At 67.3% G+C, this 21,583-nt stretch carries 12 protein-coding genes, 1 tRNA gene and 1 pseudogene; 2 read left to right on the top strand and 12 right to left on the bottom strand.

Annotated features, from left to right (window positions below):
- Positions 1–74 precede the first annotated feature (74 nt).
- From sufU to QNO10_RS04095, 12 genes are all read right to left on the bottom strand, one after another.
- Positions 75–536 carry a Fe-S cluster assembly sulfur transfer protein SufU gene (gene sufU, locus QNO10_RS04150; protein WP_229949716.1) on the bottom strand — a complete coding sequence of 154 codons (462 nt, stop codon included), beginning with the start codon at positions 534–536 and terminating at the stop codon, positions 75–77.
- Positions 537–1,853 carry a cysteine desulfurase gene (locus tag QNO10_RS04145; protein WP_283995894.1) on the bottom strand — a complete coding sequence of 439 codons (1,317 nt, stop codon included), beginning with the start codon at positions 1,851–1,853 and terminating at the stop codon, positions 537–539. It abuts the gene before it with no gap.
- A 119-nt stretch (positions 1,854–1,972) separates the two neighbouring features.
- Complete coding sequence (locus QNO10_RS04140; RefSeq protein WP_229949714.1) at positions 1,973–4,726, bottom strand: helix-turn-helix transcriptional regulator; 2,754 nt, start codon at positions 4,724–4,726, stop codon at positions 1,973–1,975.
- Positions 4,723–7,482, bottom strand: coding sequence for a helix-turn-helix transcriptional regulator (locus QNO10_RS04135; protein ID WP_229949712.1), 2,760 nt, complete (start codon positions 7,480–7,482; stop codon positions 4,723–4,725). The genes QNO10_RS04140 and QNO10_RS04135 overlap by 4 nt, the downstream gene beginning before the upstream one ends.
- A gap of 295 nt (positions 7,483–7,777) precedes the next feature.
- Positions 7,778–9,994: a LuxR C-terminal-related transcriptional regulator gene (locus tag QNO10_RS04130; RefSeq protein WP_229949710.1), complete on the bottom strand. Its 2,217-nt coding sequence runs from the start codon at positions 9,992–9,994 to the stop codon at positions 7,778–7,780.
- 362 nt (positions 9,995–10,356) lie between these two features.
- Complete coding sequence (locus QNO10_RS04125; protein ID WP_229949708.1) at positions 10,357–13,047, bottom strand: helix-turn-helix domain-containing protein; 2,691 nt, start codon at positions 13,045–13,047, stop codon at positions 10,357–10,359.
- A gap of 31 nt (positions 13,048–13,078) precedes the next feature.
- A complete protein-coding gene (locus QNO10_RS04120; RefSeq protein WP_229949706.1) occupies positions 13,079–15,673 on the bottom strand; it encodes a helix-turn-helix transcriptional regulator in 2,595 nt (864 codons plus the stop codon).
- Positions 15,674–16,021: 348 nt separating this feature from the next.
- Complete coding sequence (gene pth, locus QNO10_RS04115; RefSeq protein WP_229949705.1) at positions 16,022–16,609, bottom strand: aminoacyl-tRNA hydrolase; 588 nt, start codon at positions 16,607–16,609, stop codon at positions 16,022–16,024.
- 66 nt (positions 16,610–16,675) lie between these two features.
- Entirely contained in the window at positions 16,676–17,284 is a 609-nt protein-coding gene (locus QNO10_RS04110) for a 50S ribosomal protein L25/general stress protein Ctc (RefSeq protein ID WP_229949702.1), read from the bottom strand.
- A 247-nt stretch (positions 17,285–17,531) separates the two neighbouring features.
- Positions 17,532–18,515: a ribose-phosphate diphosphokinase gene (locus QNO10_RS04105; RefSeq protein ID WP_229949700.1), complete on the bottom strand. Its 984-nt coding sequence runs from the start codon at positions 18,513–18,515 to the stop codon at positions 17,532–17,534.
- The gene (gene glmU, locus QNO10_RS04100) at positions 18,515–20,047 is read right to left on the bottom strand and encodes a bifunctional UDP-N-acetylglucosamine diphosphorylase/glucosamine-1-phosphate N-acetyltransferase GlmU (RefSeq protein ID WP_283995893.1); all 1,533 of its coding nucleotides are present in this window, start codon (positions 20,045–20,047) and stop codon (positions 18,515–18,517) included. The genes QNO10_RS04105 and glmU overlap by 1 nt, the downstream gene beginning before the upstream one ends.
- A 75-nt stretch (positions 20,048–20,122) precedes the next feature.
- Positions 20,123–20,194, bottom strand: a tRNA-Gln gene (locus QNO10_RS04095).
- A 276-nt stretch (positions 20,195–20,470) separates the two neighbouring features.
- Between QNO10_RS04095 and QNO10_RS14615 the strand changes: the two are divergent.
- Both QNO10_RS14615 and QNO10_RS14610 read left to right on the top strand, forming a co-directional pair.
- Positions 20,471–21,055, top strand: a pseudogene (locus QNO10_RS14615) (TetR/AcrR family transcriptional regulator); the annotation flags it as partial.
- A gap of 6 nt (positions 21,056–21,061) precedes the next feature.
- Positions 21,062–21,508, top strand: coding sequence for an NUDIX hydrolase (locus QNO10_RS14610; RefSeq protein WP_229949805.1), 447 nt, complete (start codon positions 21,062–21,064; stop codon positions 21,506–21,508).
- Positions 21,509–21,583: the final 75 nt, after the last annotated feature.

Genomic DNA, 21,583 nt, shown 5'->3' with positions numbered 1-21,583 from the left:
TGGGTCCTTCCTTTGTGGGTCCTGCGCGGGTCCGGTGGGAGCTGCTTTCGGAGCCCTCAGCCGTTTCGAAGCCCTTAGCCTACCGGCGGGTTCGCTGCCAGCAGCGCTTCCTCCAGCGCCACCCAGGCCAGCATGGCGCACTTCACCCGCGCCGGATACCGTGCCACGCCCGCAAACGCCGCGGCGTCCCCGAGCACTTCCTCATCCGGTTCGATGCTGCCGCGGGAGCGCATCAGCGTCCGGAACTCGTCGACAAGTGAGAGAACTGTGTCCCGGTCCGTGCCGGCCGCAAGCTCGGTCAGCACCGACGCCGAGGCCATGGAAATGGAGCAGCCCTGTCCCTCCCAGCTGACGCCCTCCACAGTGGAACCGTCCACGACGGCGCGCAGCGTGATCTCGTCTCCGCACGTGGGGTTCAGCTGATGGGATTCCCCTGAAGCAACCCCGGCCGGAGCATCGAGCAGCCCGTCGCCGCGGCGCCGCTTCGCATGCTCCAAAATGATCTGCTGGTAGAGCTGCTGCAGGTCCGAGCTCATTTACTTCACTCCAAAGAAGGGACGGACTCCGGCAACGGCGGCCAGGAATGCGTCGACGTCGCCGGTGGTGTTGTAGAGGTATGTGCTGGCACGGGTAGTGGAGACCAGCCCCAGCCGGCGGTGCAGCGGCTGTGCGCAGTGGTGGCCTACCCGCACCGCAATCCCCTGGTCATCCAGGAACTGGCCCACGTCGTGGGAGTGGACGCCGTCGACGTCGAACGCCGCGAGGCCGATCCGCTCCACGCCGGCTTTCGGGCCCAGGACACGGATTCCGTCGATCCGCTCCAGGCCTTCCACCAGGCGCTGGCCCAGGGCAGCCTCCCAGGCGTGGATGCGGTCCATCCCGGTTTCGGTGAGGTAATTAGCCGCCGTGCCCAGGGCCATTGCCTGGGAGATGCGCTGCGTTCCTGCCTCGAACCTCTGCGGGGCGGGAAGATACTCCGCTTTGTCCATGGTGACCGTGGTGATCATGGAGCCGCCCGTGAGGAAAACAGGCATTGCGTCGAGCAGTTCGGACTTGCCGTAAAGGGCGCCGATTCCGGTGGGACCGAGCATCTTGTGGCCGGAGAAGACCAGGAAGTCGACGTCGAGGGCCTTCACATCCACCGGCATGTGCGGCACCGACTGGCACGCGTCCAGCACCACCAGGGCGCCGTGGCGGTGGGCCATGGCCACGAGGGTGTCCACCGGGTTGATGGTCCCGAGCACGTTGGAGGCGTGGGAAAAGGCCAGGATCCTGGTGCGCGGACCGATGATGCGTTCGGCTTCTTCCAGCCGCAGCGCGCCGTCGTCGTCCACCGGTACATAGCGCAGCGTGGCCCCGGTGCGGGCCGCCAGTTCCTGCCAGGGGATCAGGTTGGCGTGGTGTTCCATTTCCGTGACGACTATTTCGTCGCCGGGTTTTAGGACAAAGCGCGCCGCCGCCTCTCCCCCACGGCCCAGGGAGGCGTTGGAGAAGGAATAGGCCAGCAGGTTGAGCCCCTCGGTGGCGTTGGAAGTCCACACCAGCTCATTGGGGCGGGCGTTGATGAACGCGGCCACCGTTTCGCGGGCCTGCTCGTAGACATCGGTGGCCGCAACGGCCAGAGTGTGGGCGCCTCGGTGGACGGCCGAATTCCGCTGCTCGTAGAACTCCTGTTCAGCCTCGATGACGCTCAGCGGGTTCTGCGAGGTGGCGCCGGAGTCGAGGTAGACAAGCCGGTGCCCGTTGACTTCCTGGTCGAGGATCGGAAAGTCGTTCCGGATCCGCTCCACCTCGGCATTGTCCATGGAACCGCCGGCACGGTGAAGGCTCGCGGGAGTGGAAACAACCGACACAAAAACTCCTCAATTAGGGACTGCCCGAGGCATTTCGCAAGACAAGTCTGCCCTAATCATTCCATGCAGGGAACACCGGCCGCATGTGAGTGCAGCCTTAGTGGGCGCCCGTGCCGGAGCTACAACAGGGAGCCGCTGCGCGGGCCCGGCTCCAGCGCACGGTACGCCGATTCCAGATCCGCCCGGCGGCTGATGCCCAGCTTTACGTAGATCCGGTACACGTGCCCCTCCACGGTCCGCTGCGACAGGGTGAAGTGCGCAGCGATGTCCTTGGTGGTCGCCCCGGAGAGCAGCAGGTCCACGATTTCGTGCTCCCGCCGGGTCAGGCGGACCAGATGCAGGGACGGGCTCAGATACGACACCGTTACTCCGGCCAGTTCCTCCCGCCGCCGGCGCAGCTGCTGGATGAGCGCGCGTTGCCGGCGCAGGTTGCCGTGGTTCCCGTAGAACCGGATGGCGTGTCCAATGCTCTCCACGGCGACCAGGTACTTCTGGGCGCGGATGGCGTCCTCCGCTGCCGCCACCATGCGGTCCGGATTGCCGGAAGCAACTGCCGCGGCGTAGGCATGCAGTGCCTGTGCTTCCCCTCCTTCGAAGTCCGCCGTCAACTCGGCCAGCCGGGTGACCTGCCCCAGATCGCCCACCGCGAGGCACAGTTCCAGGATGTCCTTTTCAGTGCTGCGGAGTCCCGCCTCCCGCGCCTCGGCGGCAAGGCCGGCAAGCGCGCCGGTGGTGGGCCCCTCGGTGGCCTGCGAAGCTTCAGCCGCCGCCGCGTACGCCTGAGCCGTGAGCCACAAATGCGGCGGACCCGTATACCCGGCGGAGTGCACCTGGGTCCCGAACCCCGCGGCGGGGGTGCCGTCCCCGACCACCGTTGACGCGTAGCCGGCCAGTCCAAGCGCATAGGGAAGCAGCGACTCAGGATCCCTCCCCCGCAGTGCTTCCACTGCCGGCCGGAGCCGCCGCAGCCCTTCATGCAGCCTGCCCCGGTGGATTTCCAGTGCCGCCTCGAAAACGCCGAGCGTTCCACCCAGCAGGGTCAGCAGGTGGCGGGGTCCGTTATGCATCCGGGTGATGAGTTGTTCCAGCTGGGCGAACCGGCCGCCGTGCAGCAGGGCCAGGGCATGGCGTACGAACACGAATCCCGAGTAGCTCCTCAGCTGCCCGGCGCTGGCGTCGAGCAGATTGGTGGCGGCCTGCGCCTGCTGCAGCGCCTGCCCCACCTCGCCGCACGCCGCCAGGACTTCCGCATAGAGCCCGTGGATGAGCAGTGCCCGCTCGGCGTCGCCTATTGTCTGCGGCTCACCCTCTTCCGCGGCGAGCGCAGCCAGCCGGCTGCAGGCTTCGGTATACGCGCCGTCGAGGATCAGCGCGGCGGCGGTAAGCACCCCCGCACCGGCGGACACCCCGGGAGGGGTTTGGGCGGACGCCGCGTCCTTCGGGACCAGCCCTGTCGCCACTTCGATCCATCTGTGTGCCAGGGCGTTCACATCCGTGCTCTGCGCGTTGGTCTGGCGGAGCATCATCGCGGTGGTGAAAGCCCCCCGCTGAAGGCTGCGCTCATCCCAGGGGCCGGCGTCGTCAGCCACGGCCGCCAGGGCTTCCAGGTGCGTGCGGGCCAGGCCGTAGCTGCCCTGCCATACATAGGCAGCGGCAACCTCCACTTCCGCCGCCCTGCGGAGGGGAAGGGAATCCACGGCGGACGCGAAACGCTGGCCCCTTGCAGCGTCCCCCATCCCGTTTGCCGCCCGGGCAGCCGCGAGCAGGTCCTCCGGGGCAAGCCGTTCGCCGCAGTCCATTGCCCACTCGGCGTGGCGGAGCAGGGCGTCCAGGGCTGCCGGCCCGCCGGGATCCTGCAGCGATCCGGGGTGGTAGCGTTCCATGATCCGGGCACGGATTTCGGCGCTGCGGGCCGCCGGGACCAGGCTGCGGATAATGTCTTCATGCAGCGGCTGCACGAGGTGCGCCGATTCGTCCCGGTCCGGCAGGATCTCCAGGATGCCGTCGATCACCAACGAGCGCACGGCTTCTTCGTCGGAGACGGAAGACACGATGGAACGCGGCAGGCGCTCGGCGAGGGCAACGGTCTCGAGGACGTGGCGTTCCGCCGGGCTGCGGGAAGCAAGCATGCCCTTGACCAGATCCACCAGCGAGGTGTCGAGGCTGTCCGGCTCCTCCGTCAGGTACCAGGCCCCGTTCACCTCCATCAACCGCTTCTGCCGCCGGGCGCGCGCCATCAGTTCCTTGACGTAGAGCGGATTGCCGCCGGACATCCGGCTCAGCAGGGTACTGGATGCCTGCAGCACCGGCCCGCCGAGGACGCTCACACAGAACTCATGAACTGCCTGGCGGGGCAACGGACCCAGGTCTATCCGCGCCAGCAGACCATCCCGTGCCAGCGAGAGCAGCTCGTGGATCCTTGGTGCCCGTGCCCGGGAAATAACCATCAGCCGCAGTTCCCCCGACATGGCCAGCTGGCTGAGCAGGTGGGCGCTGGCCTCGTCAATGTGCTGGGCATTGTCCACCACCAGCAGGGTCTGCATCCCACTGGTTTCCGCAAGCCGCTGGAAATGCGCCCGCACCGCTCTCAGCACCGCAAGCGGAGACTCCATTTCAGCGGCTGTGGCGGCACCCAGATAGGTGGAGAGGATGCCGTACTGCATCCGTGACAATACGGGGCTTCCGCACACGTAGTAGGGAGCCATGATGGAGCCCAGCCGTTCCGCTGCCAATTCTGCAAGCGACGACTTGCCGATCCCCTCGGCCCCGAGAAGGACGACGCCGCGCAGCCCCGGTTCCAGCAGGCGGTTAGTGATTTCGGCAAGTTCGCGGTCCCGGCCGAACAGCTGACGGCCCTGCCCCCAATACGTCATTTCTTCGCCCCTGACTGCTCAGCAATAGTGCGTGCGAGCTCCCGCCGGCTGCCGACATGGAGTTTGGAGTAGACCTGATAGAGATGCCCTTCGACGGTTCGCACCGATATGCCCAGGTCCTCGGCGATCTGCTTATTGCTCGTGCCGGCCACTGCCTTCCGTGCAATGGAGCGCTCCCGGGCAGTCAGCGCGCCAAGGAACTCGTCGGCGGCTTCGGGCGGTGCATCGGTGGCTGCCACCCGGCGGCTGCGGTGGATAAAACGTACGGTCGCCCGGTCACCTGCCCCGGAGGCGATCCCCAAGGCATGCTCGGAGATTTCCCGGGCCAACAGTACGTGTCCAATCCCGGCGGCAACCTCCGATGCCCGCAGCAGGACCTGGGCGTCCCCGTTGCCCAGGCCTTTGGCGTACAGCTCGCACAGCGCGGCGAAGTCCCCCTGCTGGTTCGCCGCCACGGAGAGGACATCATCCAGGCTCTCCTCATCCCCCAGCCGCATGGCGGTAAACCGGGCCAGGAGTTCGTACGCGTAGGCCCCCCGCCGGTGGTCCTGCGCGGCGAGGGATGAGAAGCGTCCGCTGCCGGTCTCCGATCCCAGCGCTGCTTCGCTGAGGGCCGCGAAATGCCGGGCACCGCGCCGGACCGCCCAGGGGCCGCCGTCGGCCGCCGAACGCTGTACCTGCAGGTAGCGGCGGGCTTCCTCGCTCCGCCCCTCGGCCGCGTGGCAGTGCGCCGCCGCCGCCGCGGCCAGCGGAAGGAATGCGGCAGGTCCGCTGGCCATCAACTGGCTGACGGCGGGAGTCAGGGCGGCGAGCGCGGCCTCGGGCCTGCCGGCGAAGGCATGCAGCAACCCCTCGGCCAACTCGGTGTACGTTCCCTCCATGCCGTCCGCAGCCGACCGTGCCAGCAGCCGTTCGCAGGCCGGAAGCGCTCCCGCCAGCGCGTACGTATGCAGCAGCCTGCTGACTACCCGGATACGTGTTCCGGTGCTGAGCCCGGCGCCCTGAAGCTGGCGTTCCACCCGTGCAGCCTGTTCAACGGCGTCGTCCTGGCGGTTGGTCATGCTCCAGGCCTCGCATAGCCAGGCGGCCCGCAGGATCCGGAAGTCCGTATCGGCGATCTCGAGATCGGCAAGGTAGGAGGCATTCGCCTGGAACCGGCCGTGGGCGGAGTGGCATTCGGCGCGGGCCAGGACCAGTTCCCGCACCAGATCAGCGGTATCCGCCCCGTCCGCTGTGGCGAGCGCACCGATTTCCCGTTCCGCCTGTTCGAAGAGGTCCGTGTGCCGCATCCTGGCCGGTTCCGTGGGAGCCTCCGTGGAGCGGGGGTCGCGCAGCCCTGTTGCCTGGATGCACAGCACCCGTCCTTCGGCGAGCTGCAGCCGGATCCGGTCCTCGGCCGAGGGAACCGAGTCGCTGCCGCGGAAGCGGGCAAGCACTCCCAGGGCTGCCCCGTATTCCCCTTGTGCCGTGCGCGCCCGCGCCAGCTCGACGGCGGCCCCGGCAGTCCCCTCCCCGTCGAAGGCTGCTGACAGCAACCCGACGGCGGCCTCCGGCTGTCCCGAGTCGGTGGCCTGGCGCGCCGCCCGCAGCACCAGCTCCGGGGCAGGCAGTTCGCCGATTCCGTTCAGCCAGCGGGCCAGGACGAGTGGATCCAGGACCAGCCCCTCGTTCAATGCCGGCGCGAGTTCTTCGAAAAGCTGGCGCTGCCGTGCACGGCTCAGTCCAGCACGGACAGACCGTGCCGTTACCGGGCTCGTAATCAGCACATCCGGAACCGGACGTGCATCGAGGGTGACTATTCCCTGTTCCTGCAATGCATCCAGGTCCGGGCTGTCCAGCCTCGAAAGGACAACAGGAAGCGGAAGCGACTCCGCCATGGACAGCAGCTGCAGCAAACGTGTCTGTGCGGGCGTCAGGCCGGCAAGACTGCCCATGACTGCTGAGGCCACCCGTCCGCCGTGCAGCTCCTGGCCTGGTGCAAGGATCCAGCAGCCGTTATGCTGCCGGAGCCGTCCTGCGTCCTGGAAGTCCGTCCGTGCCAGGGAGAGCAGGTGCGGGTTGCCACCGGCGTAGCCATGGACAGCGGCCGCAGCTGCCCGCGAGACCGTACCTCCCAGCAGCGAACCGAGATACGCGGCGGTTTCCGACACGCTCAAAGGTTCAAGATCCACCCGGGCGAGAATGCCGTCACGCCACAGCCCGGCGAATTCCGCCGGAGCTGAACTGAAGTCGCGGAACGCCACGAGCATCCCCGCACTGCGGTTGAGTACCATCTGGGTAAGTACCATGGCGGAGAACTCGTCAAGCTCCTCGGCGTTGTCCACGGCCAGGAGGACGGGCCGCCCGCCGGAACGTTCCGCAACCAGCCTGGTCAGTCCGCGCAGGATCATCACCGGATGGGTGGAAAGCTCCGGGTCCAGGTCCGAGAGCAGGAACGTCAGCGCACCGAAGGGCGTACGCCCCGCGAACTCCGAGCCACGCACCTGCACAATGTAGGTATCTTCCTGCAGGTTTCGAAGTACGTGCTGCATCACGGCGGTCTTGCCGATGCCCGCCTCCCCCACCAGGAGGCAGCCGGACCCCCGGGCGGCCCCCGACAGGTGCCGCAGGATTTCCTCCAGCAGCTCTGTCCTGCCCACGACGGCGGACTGTGCCCCCTGCCGGGCCGCGGCGTTCACTGCAGCATTCACTGCAGCGGCCGGCAGGTCGGCAGTGGATAGATGGTTGAAGGACGGCTGATCATCATGAGGCTGCACTTTGAGACCCGGTTTCTGTCGGTTCAGGTTTTTCGGTTCACGTACAAGCGGTTCTGGAACAGGTTCCTGGGATGGATCCGCAGCACGGCACCACCGCCATGCGGGTGCCGCTGCGGACCCGCCGCTGCTGCTGGGCACCAGAGTAGGAAGGGCCCCCGGGTGCTACACGAGTAGCGCTCCCTAGTCGCAATACGCGGTTACTTGGAAATCGAGGGTTCACCCAGTGCCCCTCTACGTAATTCATGGGTCCAAACCACTTGCAACCCTGTGCCCGCACGCAATCGGCGGCAGCAATTCAGAGCTGCGTGCGCTCCGGCTCGAGACACTCGCGCAGTTCCGCACGGCCCGTCACCCGCAGCTTCTGGAAGATGCGGCCCAGGTGCCAGTCGATGGTCCGGGGTGACAGGTGCAGGCTGGCAGCCAGCTGAGAACTGCTTTTACCGCCGGCCGCCTCCAGGGCCAGTCCCCGTTCAAAGTCCGACAGTTCCGGCAGCCTGTCGGCCACCGAATGTGCTGCACTGAGCATCCGGTAACTGACGTTCTCGATCCGTCGCGCGGCGCGGAGCAGGGAACGCGCTGACTGCTCGCGGGCCAGCCGGGAGGCTCCCCGGGCCGCCTCATACGCCATCCGGTATTGCCCCAGACCATGCGCTCTCTCCGCGGCGTGGAGCATGCTGGCGGGACGGGACGCGGCAAGTCCCTCAGCCAGTTCCGCGTACAAATCCGCTGCATCCCCGCTGCAGGCGGCCGCCGCTTCCCCAAGTTCGACGGCGGCATCCGCACAGCCCTGCAGCGCCGCCGTTGCCAGTGCGAGCATGGCGCCGGAAAGGTCTTCCCCGGCTCCGCCGGAACCCACGTCCACCGGCCTCTCTGTTTCGCCGTGGAAAGCCGCGCCGCGCGCAGCGCACAGCCAGGCAAAGCGCCGGGCAAGTCCTCCCCCCGGCTGGGAGACCCCTGCATCGGCCAGTCCGGATGCCTGGTCCGCCGCCGCAAGATAACCCCGGGCAGCATCGCCGTCGTTAAGCAGGAGGCATGCATAGGCTGCCGCCGTTTCCGCGAGGGGAAGCAGGTCTGCGGGGCCTTCCTCCTCGAGCTGGGCGAGTGCCCGCTGCAGGTAGTCCAGCGCACGGTCCGCCCGCCCACCGAGGACCTGCACAATGCCCTCGCACAGATCGTTGCCGCCATGGAGTTCAACGGCGGCCTCATCCGTCTGTGCCAGAAGGGCGGCGGCCTGCCGCAAGTCGCCACAGCGCACGTACACGCAAAACAGTTCCGACAACAGCTCCCGGCTCCAGCTTCCGGCCCCGGCGGATTTTTCCATCAATTCCCGGCAGACCTGTGCGGCTGCTGCGGCTTCTGCCCATCGCCCGCGCAGGGACAGATCCCTGGCGTTCAGTGCGGCTGTCCGTGCCGCTGCAGCAGTTTGCGGTTCGTTTCCGGCTCCGGAGGCATACAGCTCCCGCACTGTCTCCAGCCGGGACCGGATTTCCGCGGCACGGGTCGGCGCGACCAGTGCCGCCGCGGCCTCGGCAAGCAGCGGATCCTTAAGCTGAACCGTCCGGACCGGACCGGAGGCAATCAGGAGATCCTGTTCCAGGCGTTCCACAGCCGGCGGGTCGGCGAGCTCCAGAAGCTGGAGCAACGGAAGGGAGCCGCTGACGGCCAGTACGTCCGCAGCGTACCGTTCCTCCGCGGACAGTCCACCGGTCTCTGCCTCCACCCGTTCCGCCAGTACCCCGGAATATGACACCGCTCCCGTCCATACCCAGGTCCCCCGCCTGCGCAGGACCGTCCCGGCGTCCATTTGTTCGCGGAGGAACAATGCCGAGAGCAGCGGATTACCCCGGCTTCTCGCCTGCACCTGCGCCACTAGCCGGCTCGAAACCGCTCCTCCTGCCAACCCCTCCAGCAAGGCGCGGGTTCCACTGGGACGCAGCGCCTCGAGACTCTCCTTATGCACCCCGTCTTCGGCCCACCACCGGACGAATTCCCCGGTGCAGGCGGACAGGTCCCGGACGGTGCACAGGATGAGCGCCGAACCCGCCCTGCACAGTTGAAGGAGGACGGCAGTGGTTGCCCCATCCAGATCCTCTATGTTCTCCACGGCAAGAACCAGCGTGCGACCGGTCGCCCTTTCCCGGAACACGCTCCGGACGTATTGGAGGACATAGACCGGATCCGAGAGGGACTCGGGCGGAAGCTCGCTCAACAGCCAGAGCAGTCCGTCGAACGGCCTGCCGGACCACGATGCTGCTCCGCGAAGCTGCAGCACCGAATAACCACTGCCCAGGCCGGCCAGGACGCCGGCCATAACAGTGGATTTACCTGTTCCCGGTGCCCCCGTGACCACAACACTCTTGCCTTCCGAGAGTGCTTCAATTGCACGGGCCGCGGCATACTTCATCTGGGCCAGCACAGGGACGCCCGGACGGAAACCGGCTTCGTTACCGGGGTTCCGGCTGTCTTCGGGGCGGCTGTCTTCACGGTGCAGTGGGCGTCCGGCAACTTCCATCGAACGGCTCCTCCGCCGGCGTCACCCGCCGCTGTTGCGTCACGGTCTTGTAGTGGGTCAGCGTTGTGGGTCAGCCGGCGCCAAATCGGCCAGCGTCCATTGGGCAGCGCCATGGAATGTTCCGGGAAGGAGCCGGCGGCGGCTGGGGGGACGCCCCGGTCTCAGAGGGCATCGACGCCGCCGGCTCCGTATATGGGACCCGAGGTACCGGTGCAGTGGGCCGCCCGTTGAGCTCTGGATAATGCCAGATGTGCCCTGGATGTGCCCGCTGCGGTCCGGTTGGACCTTGAGTTGCGCTTCTAACGCTACGAACCCTCCAACAGCGGCACCCGAGTAAAAGCTACTGGTGTTTGTGCAGCAAATTACTCGGCCGGCAACGGTCGGCTCCAGCCGCCGGAGGGGTGGTCCAGCAGGGGGAACCGGGCTTTCAGTTCATCCCGGCGGCTGATCCCGAGCTTTTCGTAGATCCGGTAGATGTGGCCTTCCACGGTCCGGACGGAGAGTTTCAATGCCTTGGCAATGTCGGCGTTGCGCTGTCCGGCCGCTACCAGCGCCGCGACGTCGCGTTCCCGCCGGGTCAGCTGGGGAAGCGCACCGCGGCTGCCGCCGCCGTTCCGCCCCAGCAGCCGTTGTATCCGGTTCAGCAGTACACGGTCATCATTCCTGCGGGCAAGGCGCTGGGCTTCAAGCAGGCACTGGCGTGCCAGCTGCGGGTCCAGTTCCGGGTCCGGGTCCGAGGCCAGCGCCACCAGCGCCGCACTGTCCTGGTCGACGACGGCGCGCGCCACCCGGTTCAACGCGGGCGCCTGCGGACCTTCGAATCCTTCTGTTACCTTCAACAGCCGCCCGGCATCGGAGAAATCACCCATGCGCATCGCGAAATGGCGCAGGGTGAATTCCGTGGCGGTGAATGACCGCTCCTGCGCGGCGGCGGCCGCGTTCCGCAGTTCGTGCAGGGCAGCATCGTCTGAATTCCGGGCGAGCCTTCCACCGGCCAGGATGCCTTCGGCCAGCAGCTGGTAATGCTCGGCTCCCCGCGGGGCTGTCCGCTCTGCGGTTTCAAGCAGCCGCGAAGCGAGGTCCCGGTGGCCCAGGCTGCCTGCGGCAAAGGAGCCAAGTGCCAGGGACAGCGGGAGAATACCTTCAGGATCATTGATCGCAGCTGCTTCGGCCGCTGCACAAAAGTCCTTTACGGCATCTTCCAGGGACCCGGCGCGCAGGTGGCCAATCCCCACGGAGAAGTCTGCGAAGCCGCCGGAATGCAACAGCGTGCGTTGGTCGGGGGAATCCGCAGAGGCGACGCACTGCTGCAGCTGCTCCCATTCCCCCAGCCACGTCAGGACCGTGAGGTGCCGGTGCAGGACAAACGGACCAAAGAGCCGGGACCCGGAAGTACCTTCCCGCAGCAGTTCCATGGCGGCCGTACTATGTCCGAGCGCTGATTGGGCGCGACCGGTTGCCACCAGGACTTCGGCCATCATGGCCTCGGCCATGACGACCGCCTCTGTGTGGCCACCCGCACGGGCACTGCGGAGGAGCTCCGCGAGTTCCAGTTCGGTGTGGGCATACTCGCCTTTCCTGATCCGGCCGAGCAGATCGAGCATCTGCGCGCCGCCCCGGGCACGTTCCTCGGAGTCGGAGGATTCGCGTCCGGAAAGGCGGTCAATTTCCCGGTTCCACCGCTGTGCCAGGGGAACCGCCCACCCGGATGCCGCCGCCGACTGCAACGCCAGCTGGATATGAACCATCATTGCCTGTTTCACGGTGCGCAGATCCGGCGCCTGCTCAAGCACCCCCTCCAGGGCTTCCGCTGCGGCGGCAGTCTCACCCAGCAGCAGCAACGCGCGGGACTCCTGTACCCGTGCGCAGATCCGCAGTTCGCCGCTCCCCACTGCGGCAGCGGCCCGGAGGGCCAGCCGCGGATCCGAGCGGTTGTTTGCGCTTTCGGCCGCGCGCAGCAGCTCTCGCCCGGGGACCGGCGCCCCCAGTGCCAGCGACCAGGAAACCCGGCGGAGCACCCCCTCCTCCCCCAGGCCCATCCCTGCCGGAACGCTTTCCAGTTCTTTCAGGAGACGCGCGCTCCGCGCTGCCGGGACCATCCACCGGACCACTTCCCCATAGATGGGATGCAGGGGCCGCAGCGTTTGTCCGCCGTCGTGGTCTCCTGAAACCACCACAAGGAGGGCCTCCGTGAGACGGTCCACCGAGGCGTGCAGGCCGAGCCGGAAAGCCGACCGCAGGGGCAGCGGTTCGGCAAGGCAGATTGTCTCCATCGCTGTGCGGTCTGCGGGGCCGAGGCTCCTTACCTGCGCCTTGACGAGGTCTCCGACCCTCCCGCCCACCGGAGGCTCGCTCTCGGTCGTTACCCAGACTCCGTGCCGCTGAACCAGGAAGCCGCTGCGGACCGACTCGTCAATCAGCGCGAGCAGGTACATCGGGTTCCCCCCGGTCAGGCGGGTCAACTCGACGGCGGCTGTAGTGCTGACCTGCCCCTGAAGCTCCTGCTCGCACAGCTGCAGGACTTCCGGTTCGGCCAGGGCCCGCAGCCGGTGGCGGGTCAGCTGCCCGTCCCACATGTGCGGAAGGATGCCGGAAATGTCCGCGAACGCCTGGGTGAGGACAAGAAGCCTGATGTACCGGGCATCAAGGAGCTGGGCGAGGAGGTCGAGGCTATACCCGTCGATGTCGTGCGCGTCGTCGACGACGACCAGGGGTTCCCGGCCCGGCTGGAAAGCGGGTGCTCCCCCTGGCGGCGACGTCGGAAAGAACCGCGCCATGAGCGCCCGCATCACTGCCAGCGAAGACCCGGTCTGCCCCGGAGCGAGGTCTGGCAGGAGTGCTGCGAGCGCACCGTACGGTACGGACTTCAGTGCCGGGCTTGAGTAGACCCAGTACACGGGGCCCTGCAGTTCCTGCACGGCAGCCGTAGCCACCGCAGTCTTGCCCATCCCGGCTTCCGCAGCGATGACGGCCCCGTGCCCGGGTGGCCGGCGGAGGCTCTCGAGCACGGCGACAAGCATGGTGTCCCTGCCTGCCAGCGACCTCGGGTTCAACCCGTACATCCCTTCCCCTGCCCTTCTGTTCCTAGGCCAGGATCTCGGCAAGTTCGGAACGCCCGGAGACGTGGAGCTTCGCAAAGATCTTTCCCAGGTGCCACTCGATGGTTCGGGGCGATAGGTTCAACTCCCCGGCGATCTGCGTGGTGGTGGCCAGCGTGACGGCCCGGTGCGCAAGATCCGCCTCGAATGCGCTCAATCCGGCCAGAGTTTCCGCCCGTCCGCCGACGTGCTGCATTGACCGCAGACTGGCGTTTGCCAGGGCGCGGGCAGACCTCGCCAGTGCCCTGCGCTCCCCCGGACTGCCGTGCACCGCGCTTTCCTCCGCCGCGTGGGCGGCGCTACGGCACAACAGGTGCTGTCCAAGGTTCCGGAAACCCTGTGCGGCGTTTACGAGCAGGGAAGGATCATCGTGGAGGACGCCGGCGGCGAAGTCCGACACCAGGGAACCGAACCTTCCGCCGGCGTCGTCCGCTGCCGCGAGGAGGTCCGCGGCCGCCTGCCGGTCCCCCGACTGGACGGCTGCCGCCAGGAAATGGAGCGCCGGCGCCGCGTAACCTGCAGCCTGGGCGGACCCGGCTTCCTCGCGGAGCCGCCTGCAGCGGAGCCCGGCATCGTTGTTCCCGGCCTGGAGAGCGAAATAGCGGATCAGGAATCCCCGGAAGTAGCCGGAGTTTTGCTTCGCGTTGTGTGCCTGGTTCAGGCTTTCGCCGGATTCAGCGTGCCGCTCCCGGTTGAGGTAGGCAGACAGGGTGCGGGCAAGTGGGAGCATATCGTGCGGATCGTGGACCCTGAGCTGCCCCATGCCGCCGGTAAGTGCTTCCCGGGCGGCACCGTCCTGCCCCTGCCAGGCGGCCAGGACCGCCACCGCCAGTTCACCGGCGCTGCCCGCATAGGAAGGCCGGATTCCGGTCTTGTCGAAGGCTTTGACGAAATCCGCTGCCCGGTCGAGCTCGCCCGAAAGGACATAGGTATCGAAGATGCGGGTGCAGACTTCCGTGGCGTTCCCGGGACCGAGGGCATAATCCTTGGGCGCCCCCAGCTGCGCGAGAATATCCAGCGCTTCGCTTGTCCGCCCGGACAGGGCCAGGATATTCGCCGACAGCGCGGCGGCATGTATCCGGGTGGAGGGTTTCAGCTCCGCTTTCCCGGACAGGCCGAAGAGTTCGTCCGGAACCTCCCGGACACGGCCCCCGTCAGCGGCGAGCCTGCTGTGCGCCAGGATCAGGGCCGCAGCCAGCTCCGGCTGGTCCCCTTCCGCCGGGCGGGATCCCTCCACTGCCAGCAGCGGCTCCAAAGGGTCACCGGCTCCCGGCACACGGGCAAGCGTCTGGCTGTGCAGCAGCTGCAGGGGCACGTAGCCCGCCCGCTCCTGAGGGGACAGCCGCGGTTCGATCTGTTTGAAGGCGGCGAGTGCTTCCGCCAGCTTCCCGGCGCCGTGCAGGGCACGGACCTCTTCACAGACCAGCTCCTGGCTGCGCGTCCCGACGGGCACCGCGCGGACAAACCGGAGGGCGGCGGCCCCATCCGCCCGTTCGTTGGCCGCACGCGCCGCGCGGAGGGCCACGGACGGGCCGGGCTCCTCACCGCAGCACAGGGCCCAGCCCACGTAGGCGGTGAGTTCCTCTGCTTCCAGCCCGGCGGGGTCCATCCGGGGCGACATGTCCTCCCACAGTTCCCTCCTCCGTCCCGGTGCCATGCTCGCCGCTATGACTGACCCCGGGGTTCCGCCGCTTAGCCGGACCCGCGGCGGGTTGCCGGCCACGGAGATCACCTGCTGCTCCTCGAGGGCATCAAGGGCCGCGGCCGGGACCAGTTCCAGGGCCCGGGGCAGGGGAAGGGTGATGCACAGCGCCAGGACTTCCACCAGCTGCCGTTCAGGGGCGTCCAGCCGGGCCAGAACTGTGTCCACGACTTCACTGACCTCACCGGTGCGGGTGAAGGGGGCCGTGCGGACCCAGGTGGATTCCCTGCGGACCAACGTTCCGGAGTGGACCTGGACGTTGGTCATGAGCCGGATTAACCGCGGGCTGCCCTCGGTTTCCTGCCACATAGTGGCCGCCGCAAGCCCGGAGACCGCCGCGCCCAGTATCTGCTGCATCAGCTGGCGGGTCTGCCGCTCGGTGAGGAGCGCGAGATCAACCCTCGCCAGCAGCCCTTCGCTCCACAGGCGCACCAGTTCGGGGTCGGCTTCCCAATGGACGGAAGCAGCCGCCACCACGGCGACGGTCCCGCGCCGCAGCAACTGGGACAAGGCCATGATGGTGAACCGGTCCAGCCGGTCCGCGTTGTCCACCGCCACCAGGACACGCTTTCCCCCGGCCCGCGCCACGAAGGAGCGGCTAAGGTCCTGCAGCAGCTTCACAGGATTGTGTGCCGCGTCTTCAGGCAGTCCGCTGATCAGGTAGGCCAAGGCTCCATAAGGTGTCTCGGCGGCAATGGCGGTGCCCCGCACCGGGACGATGTGAAAGTCGGCCTGGAGGCGGCCCGCCACGGCGTTGAGCACCGCGGTCTTGCCCACTCCGGAACGTCCGAGGATCACTGCGCCTGCGCCGCCGCCGGCGAGTGCGGAGCAGAGCTCATCAATGATTTCTGCACGCCCTACAAGCTCAGCTACGCTCAACGCACTTTTCATCAGCCAGCCCACGCCCCCCACAACGCCCGCACCGGATCCGGGTTCCGGACACCGGCTGCTTTTGGTAGCAACTGCTCGGTGGACTGGAGCATACGCCCGGCCCGGGGCAGCGTCTAGATGCAGGAGGGAGCGGCTGGTCGCGGGAACAGAATAAGGGACCGACGCCGGGATGGGGGTGGCCCAGTCTCGGAGGCCTCCCGACGTCGGCCCCGCTTTGGGAGCCCTTCAGGCTGGCTCCATTTTAGGCCGGGTAACGGAACCGAAACAATGCTTCCCCGCTATTCGGGACGCTGGAAAACTACTCCATTCTGCCCCGCTGATACCTAGGCCAAAGAGTCAGGACCCGGCGCCGTGGAATTTCTGCTGGGCGGCCGTCAACCCCTCCGTCAGGAGGAGTTCGACAGCGTCCGCAGCATCGCCGACGAGGAACGGAAGTTCCTTCGCCTCGGTCCCCGAGAAGTCCTTGAGTACGTAGTCGGCCGTGTCCATACGTCCCGGGGGACGGCCGACGCCCACCCGGACCCGCAGGTAATCCTTGGTACCCAGGGCTTTGCTGATGTCCCGGAGACCGTTGTGGCCACCCTCTCCGCCGCCGCGCTTGAGCCGGACGGTGTTGAAGGGGATATCGATCTCGTCGTGGACCGCCACCACCTGCTCCGGGTCAATATCGAAGAAGCGGGCCAGAGAGGATACGGGGCCCCCGGACAGGTTCATATAGGTCAGCGGCTTCGCTAGCACCACGCGTGGACCGCCGATGCCGAGGCGTCCTTCGACAATGGACGCGTGCGAGCGGTGGACCTTGAATTTTCCGCCCATGCGGAGGGCCAGTTCGTCCAAAACCATTTGGCCGACATTGTGCCGGTTACGGCTGTAGCCGGGCCCGGGGTTTCCGAGCCCGGCTACAAGCCAGGTGTTACTGTTCACTGCGGGTACTGCTCCTTCGATGAGAACCGGACGGCTCCGCTGCGGGGAGCAGACCCCGGAAGTGAATTACGCTTCAGCGCCAACTTCAGCAGCTGCAACAGCAACCTGCTCGTCGGACGGAGCGCCAAGGTCCTGCACGGTGGGCTCGGAGATGTTGATGATCATGGTTTCGGGATCCAGCAGGAGCTCGACGCCGGCAGGCAGTACGAGGTCCGAGGCGTAGATGTGCTCGCCGGCCTTGCGGCCTTCGATGCTGACCACGATGGTTTCCGGCAGGTTGGTGGCGTCGGCAGCAACCAGGACCGTGTTGGCTTCCTGGTTGTAGACCGAGTCGCCTGCAGCCAGTTCGCCCTCAACGTGGATGTTGACCTCGACCTCGACCTTTTCGCCCTTACGGACGGTCAGGAGGTCGATGTGCTCGATGATCTGCTTGATCGGATCGCGCTGGATGTCGCGGGCCAGGGCCAGGTGGGACTCGCCGTCGACGTCGATTTCCAGCAGGGCGTTGGAGGTGCGGACAGCCAGCGTGGTGGCCTTGGCCGGCAGCAGGATGTGCATAACATCGGCGCCGTGGCCGTAGATGACTGCCGGGATCTGGCCGGCGGCGCGGGCCTTGCGGGCTGCTCCCTTGCCGAACTCGGTGCGGGCGGTTCCTGCGAGCTTCTGCTCAGACATTGCTACTCCTGTAAGTGGTGTTCCGTGGTTGCCTCAGGCGCCGGTTTCGGAACACTCCACCGTACGGACCGGAGGGTCCCTGTGTACGGCCAGAAGTTGCCAGCCACCGTCGATAACGGAGTTCGGCCGGAATTCTCCGGGCCGCTCCCTCGCCTAGGCATCGGTCTCAATGCTACCAGCACAAGTCCGCCCGCCCGAACGCCGGTTACTCCGGGTCCGGGCGGGCGGTGGATCAAACGGACAGTGCCTAGGCCTTGCCGTCGAAGAGGCTCGTGACGGACCCGTCTTCGAAGACCTCTTTGATGGCCCGGGCGATCAGCGGTGCGATCGACAGCACCGTCAGCTGGTCGAAGCGCTTGGCGGCCGGGATCGGCAGGGTGTTGGTGACCACTACTTCGCGGGCACCGGACTCGGCCAGGGTACGGGCTGCCGGATCCGAGAACACGGCGTGGGTGGCCGCGATGATGACATCCTTGGCACCGGCTTCCTTGAGGACGCGCACGGCGCCGGCGATGGTGCCGCCGGTGTCGATCATGTCGTCGATCAGCACGCAGGTACGCCCCTCGACCTGTCCCACGACCTGCTTGGATACAGCCTGGTTCGGGACGGTCAGGTCGCGGCTCTTGTGCACGAACGCCAGCGGCGAGCCGCCGAGGCGTTCCGCCCACTGCTCGGCAACACGGACGCGCCCGGTGTCCGGGGAGACCACCGTGACGTTGGAGACATCCACGCGGGTGCGGATGTAGTCTGCCAGCAGCGGGATGGCCATCAGGTGGTCCACGGGGCCGTCGAAGAAGCCCTGGATCTGCGAGGTGTGCAGGTCAACGCTCATGATGCGGTCCGCGCCGGCGGTCTTGTACAGGTCGGCAATCAGGCGGGCGGAAATCGGCTCGCGGCCGCGTCCCTTCTTGTCCTGCCGGGCGTACGGGTAGAACGGGGAAACCACGGTGATGCGCTTGGCGGAGGCCCGCTTCAGTGCGTCAACGGTGATCAGCTGTTCCATCAGCCAGTTGTTCATCGGTGCCGGGTGCGCCTGGATGACGAAGGCATCGGTGCCGCGGACACTCTCGCCGGGACGGACATAGATCTCGCCGTTGGCGAAGTCGTAGGAGGCCAGCGGCAGCAGCTCCGTGTCAAGGCAGCGGGCGATCTCCTCGGCCAGTTCCGGGTGTGCCCGGCCAGTGGCAAGGACAAGCTTCTTTTCACCTTGTGCGGTGATCTCGCTGCTCATTAATGATCGCTTTCTCGCGTGGGGGAATCAGTATCGGCGGAAGAGGTTGTGGAATCAGTGGCCGTAGCGGAAGCGTTGGCCGCGGCCGCCGCGTCGGCTGCCGCGGTGCCCGGACGGTTGGTCAGCACCCAGCCGTCGAGGTTGCGCTGGGGCGCCACGTTGATGGCCAGGGAGCCGGCCGGGACGTCCTTGCGGACCACCGTTCCAGCTCCACTGTACGCGCCGTCGCCTACCGTGACGGGGGCTACATACATGTTGTCGCTGCCCATGCGTACGTGGGACCCGATGGTCGTATGGTGCTTGTTCACGCCGTCGTAGTTCACGAAGACGGACGCGGCACCGATGTTGGACTGCTCGCCGATTGTGGCATCCCCCACATAGGAAAGGTGGGGAACCTTGGACCCGGCGCCGATGTTGGCGTTCTTGGTTTCCACGAAGGTGCCGATTTTTCCGTCCGCACCCAGTACGGTTCCCGGACGCAGGTAGGCGAAGGGCCCCACGCTGCTGCCGGCGCCAAGGACGGCATTGCTGCCGTGGGTCCGGACCACGCTTGCCCCCTCCCCTACGGACACGTCCGTCAACGTGGTGTCCGGTCCGACGACGGCGTCCCGGGCGATGGTCGTGGCGCCATGCAGCTGGGTGCCGGGCAGGATGGTGACGTCTTCGGCCAGGGTCACGGTCGAGTCGATCCAGGTCGTGGCCGGATCCACAACGGTCACGCCGGCCCGCATCCATTTATCCAGATTGCGGCGGTTGTGTTCGGCATTGAGGGCGGCGAGCTGGACGCGGTCGTTAGCGCCTTCCACCTGCCATGTGTCGTCAGTGGCAACGGCGCTGATGCGGCCGCCGGCTGAGCGGGCGATGCCCAGGACATCGGTCAGGTACATCTCTCCCTGCGAGTTGGAGGTGGTCACCGATGCCAGCGCGCTGCGCAGGACTGCGGCGTCGAAGGCGTAGATGCCGGAGTTGATTTCGCGAACGGCGCGCTGCTCGTCGGTGGCGTCCTTGTGCTCGACGATGCCGGTGACCGTGCCGTCTTCCGCCCTCAGCACGCGTCCGTAGCCGGTGGGATCCGCCAGCCGGGCGGTGAGGACCGTTACGGCGTTGCCGTCCGTTTCATGCACCGCGACCAGGTTGCGCAGTGTCTGGGCTTCGAGGAGCGGGGCGTCCCCGTAGGTCACTACGACGGTGCCTTCCAGCCCGGCGGCGGCGTCCAGCTGCGAGAGCGCCACCTGGACCGCGCGGCCCGTGCCGGGGATCTCGTCCTGGTCAACGATGACGGCGGCCGGCGCATGTGCGGCGGCGTGTGCCGCCACCATGTCGCGTTCGTGCCGCACGACAACCGCCAGGAAGCGGGGGTGCAGCTCCTGTGCCGCGGCGAGGGCATGGCCGAGCATCGAAATGCCGCCCACGGGGTGCAGGATTTTCGGGGTCCGGGACTTCATTCGTGTACCGGCCCCGGCGGCAAGGACGATCACCGCCGACAAACTGCCCGGAGGGTTTCCGCTGGATCGGGCATCGTTGGTGGTCACGAAATGGCGCTCCTTAGTGGTCCGGCCGGGGTATATCTGCTGCGCGGCAGCCTTTCACAGGCACACTGCATAGCGTTCCGCCCATAGGATTCGAACCTATACTCCACGGCTCCAAAGGCCGGGGTGCTGCCATTACACCAGGGCGGATCATGTGCCTGGCGAGCCACGCACACAAGAGTTTAGTCTGCCACGGGAGCCGATGCGGACGCGAGTTGGGCTGCGGCTGCGCGGGGCAGGATGCGGGGCGGGCGGTGCAGCATGCAGCATGCAGCAGGACAGGATGCAGAGCCAGGGCACGGCCGGCGCGGGACAGGGGGCGGGACGGGGCGCACGGCCGGCGCGGCGGCATCGACGGCCCTCCACGGGACACGTGGGTAGACTGGTCCGGTGGTAAAGACTCCCGCCGGCGGAACGCGCCTGCGCATGACCGGCGTCCAGCGGCGCGCCCAGCTGATCGAAGTGGCACGCGGGCTCTTTGCCCTGCGCGGACTGGACGGCGCCACCATCGAGGACATTGCGGCCGCGGCAGGCGTCTCCAAACCGGTGGTCTACGAACACTTCGGTTCCAAAGAGGGCCTGTACACCGAGGTGGTGGACATTGAGTTCCGCCGCCTGCTGGACGTGATGACCGAGTCCCTCAGCGCCGACGCCGGTCCCCGGGTCCTGCTGGAACGTGCGGCCTACGCCCTGCTGGACTACATCGAAAAACACACCGACGGTTTCCGGATCCTCACCCGGGACGCGCCGCCGTCGCAGCCGGAGGGAACATTCTCCACCCTGCTGTCCACGATCACCCGGCACGTGGAACACATCCTGTCCAAGGAGTTCGGCAGCCGCGGCCTGAGCGCCGAGGTGGGTGGCATGTACGCGCAGATGCTGGTGGGCATGGTTGCCATGACCGGCCAGTGGTGGCTGGATACCCGCTCCCCGGACAAGGCCGCCGTGGCTGCGCATCTGGTGAACCTGTCCTGGAACGGCCTCGCGGGCCTGCAAAAGGATCCCCGGCTTTCCCATATGCCGCCTGACCTGGACGGCGCCCGCGCCGGCGGTGACGGCACCGCCGTCCTTCGGCTTTCGGCGGTCCTGGTCAGGGACGACGCCGGCCGCATCCTGCTGGTGCGCAAACGCGGAACCTCGCGCTTTATGCAGCCTGGCGGAAAACTGGAGCCCGGGGAGACCTTCGTGCAGGCCGCCGTCCGGGAGGTACGCGAAGAACTTGGACTGGCGGTTGCCGCAGAGGATCTTGAAGACCTGGGCAGCTGGTACGGACCGGCCGCGAACGAGGAAAACACCTCCATAGACGCGGGCCTGTTTGGCTGGACCCTGCCCGCAGGCAGCGCTCCCCCGGCCGCGGCTGCGGAGATCGAGGAAATCCTCTGGGCCGCACCTGCGGACGCGGCGGAACGCACCGACCTGTCCCCGCTGCTTAGCGAGTACCTCCTGCCGCGCCTGCTGGGCTAGCTGCCGCTTTCTCCCGCCGCTTCGGGATTCTGCTGCCGGTTTAACCCGGCAGCAGAACAGCAAAACGGCAGCAGA

Source organism: Arthrobacter sp. zg-Y919 (assembly GCF_030142045.1).
Taxonomy (GTDB): Bacteria; Actinomycetota; Actinomycetes; order Actinomycetales; family Micrococcaceae; genus Arthrobacter_B.
Note: the sequence above shows the minus strand (reverse complement) of the source record. Positions and strands in the feature narration are given on the sequence as shown.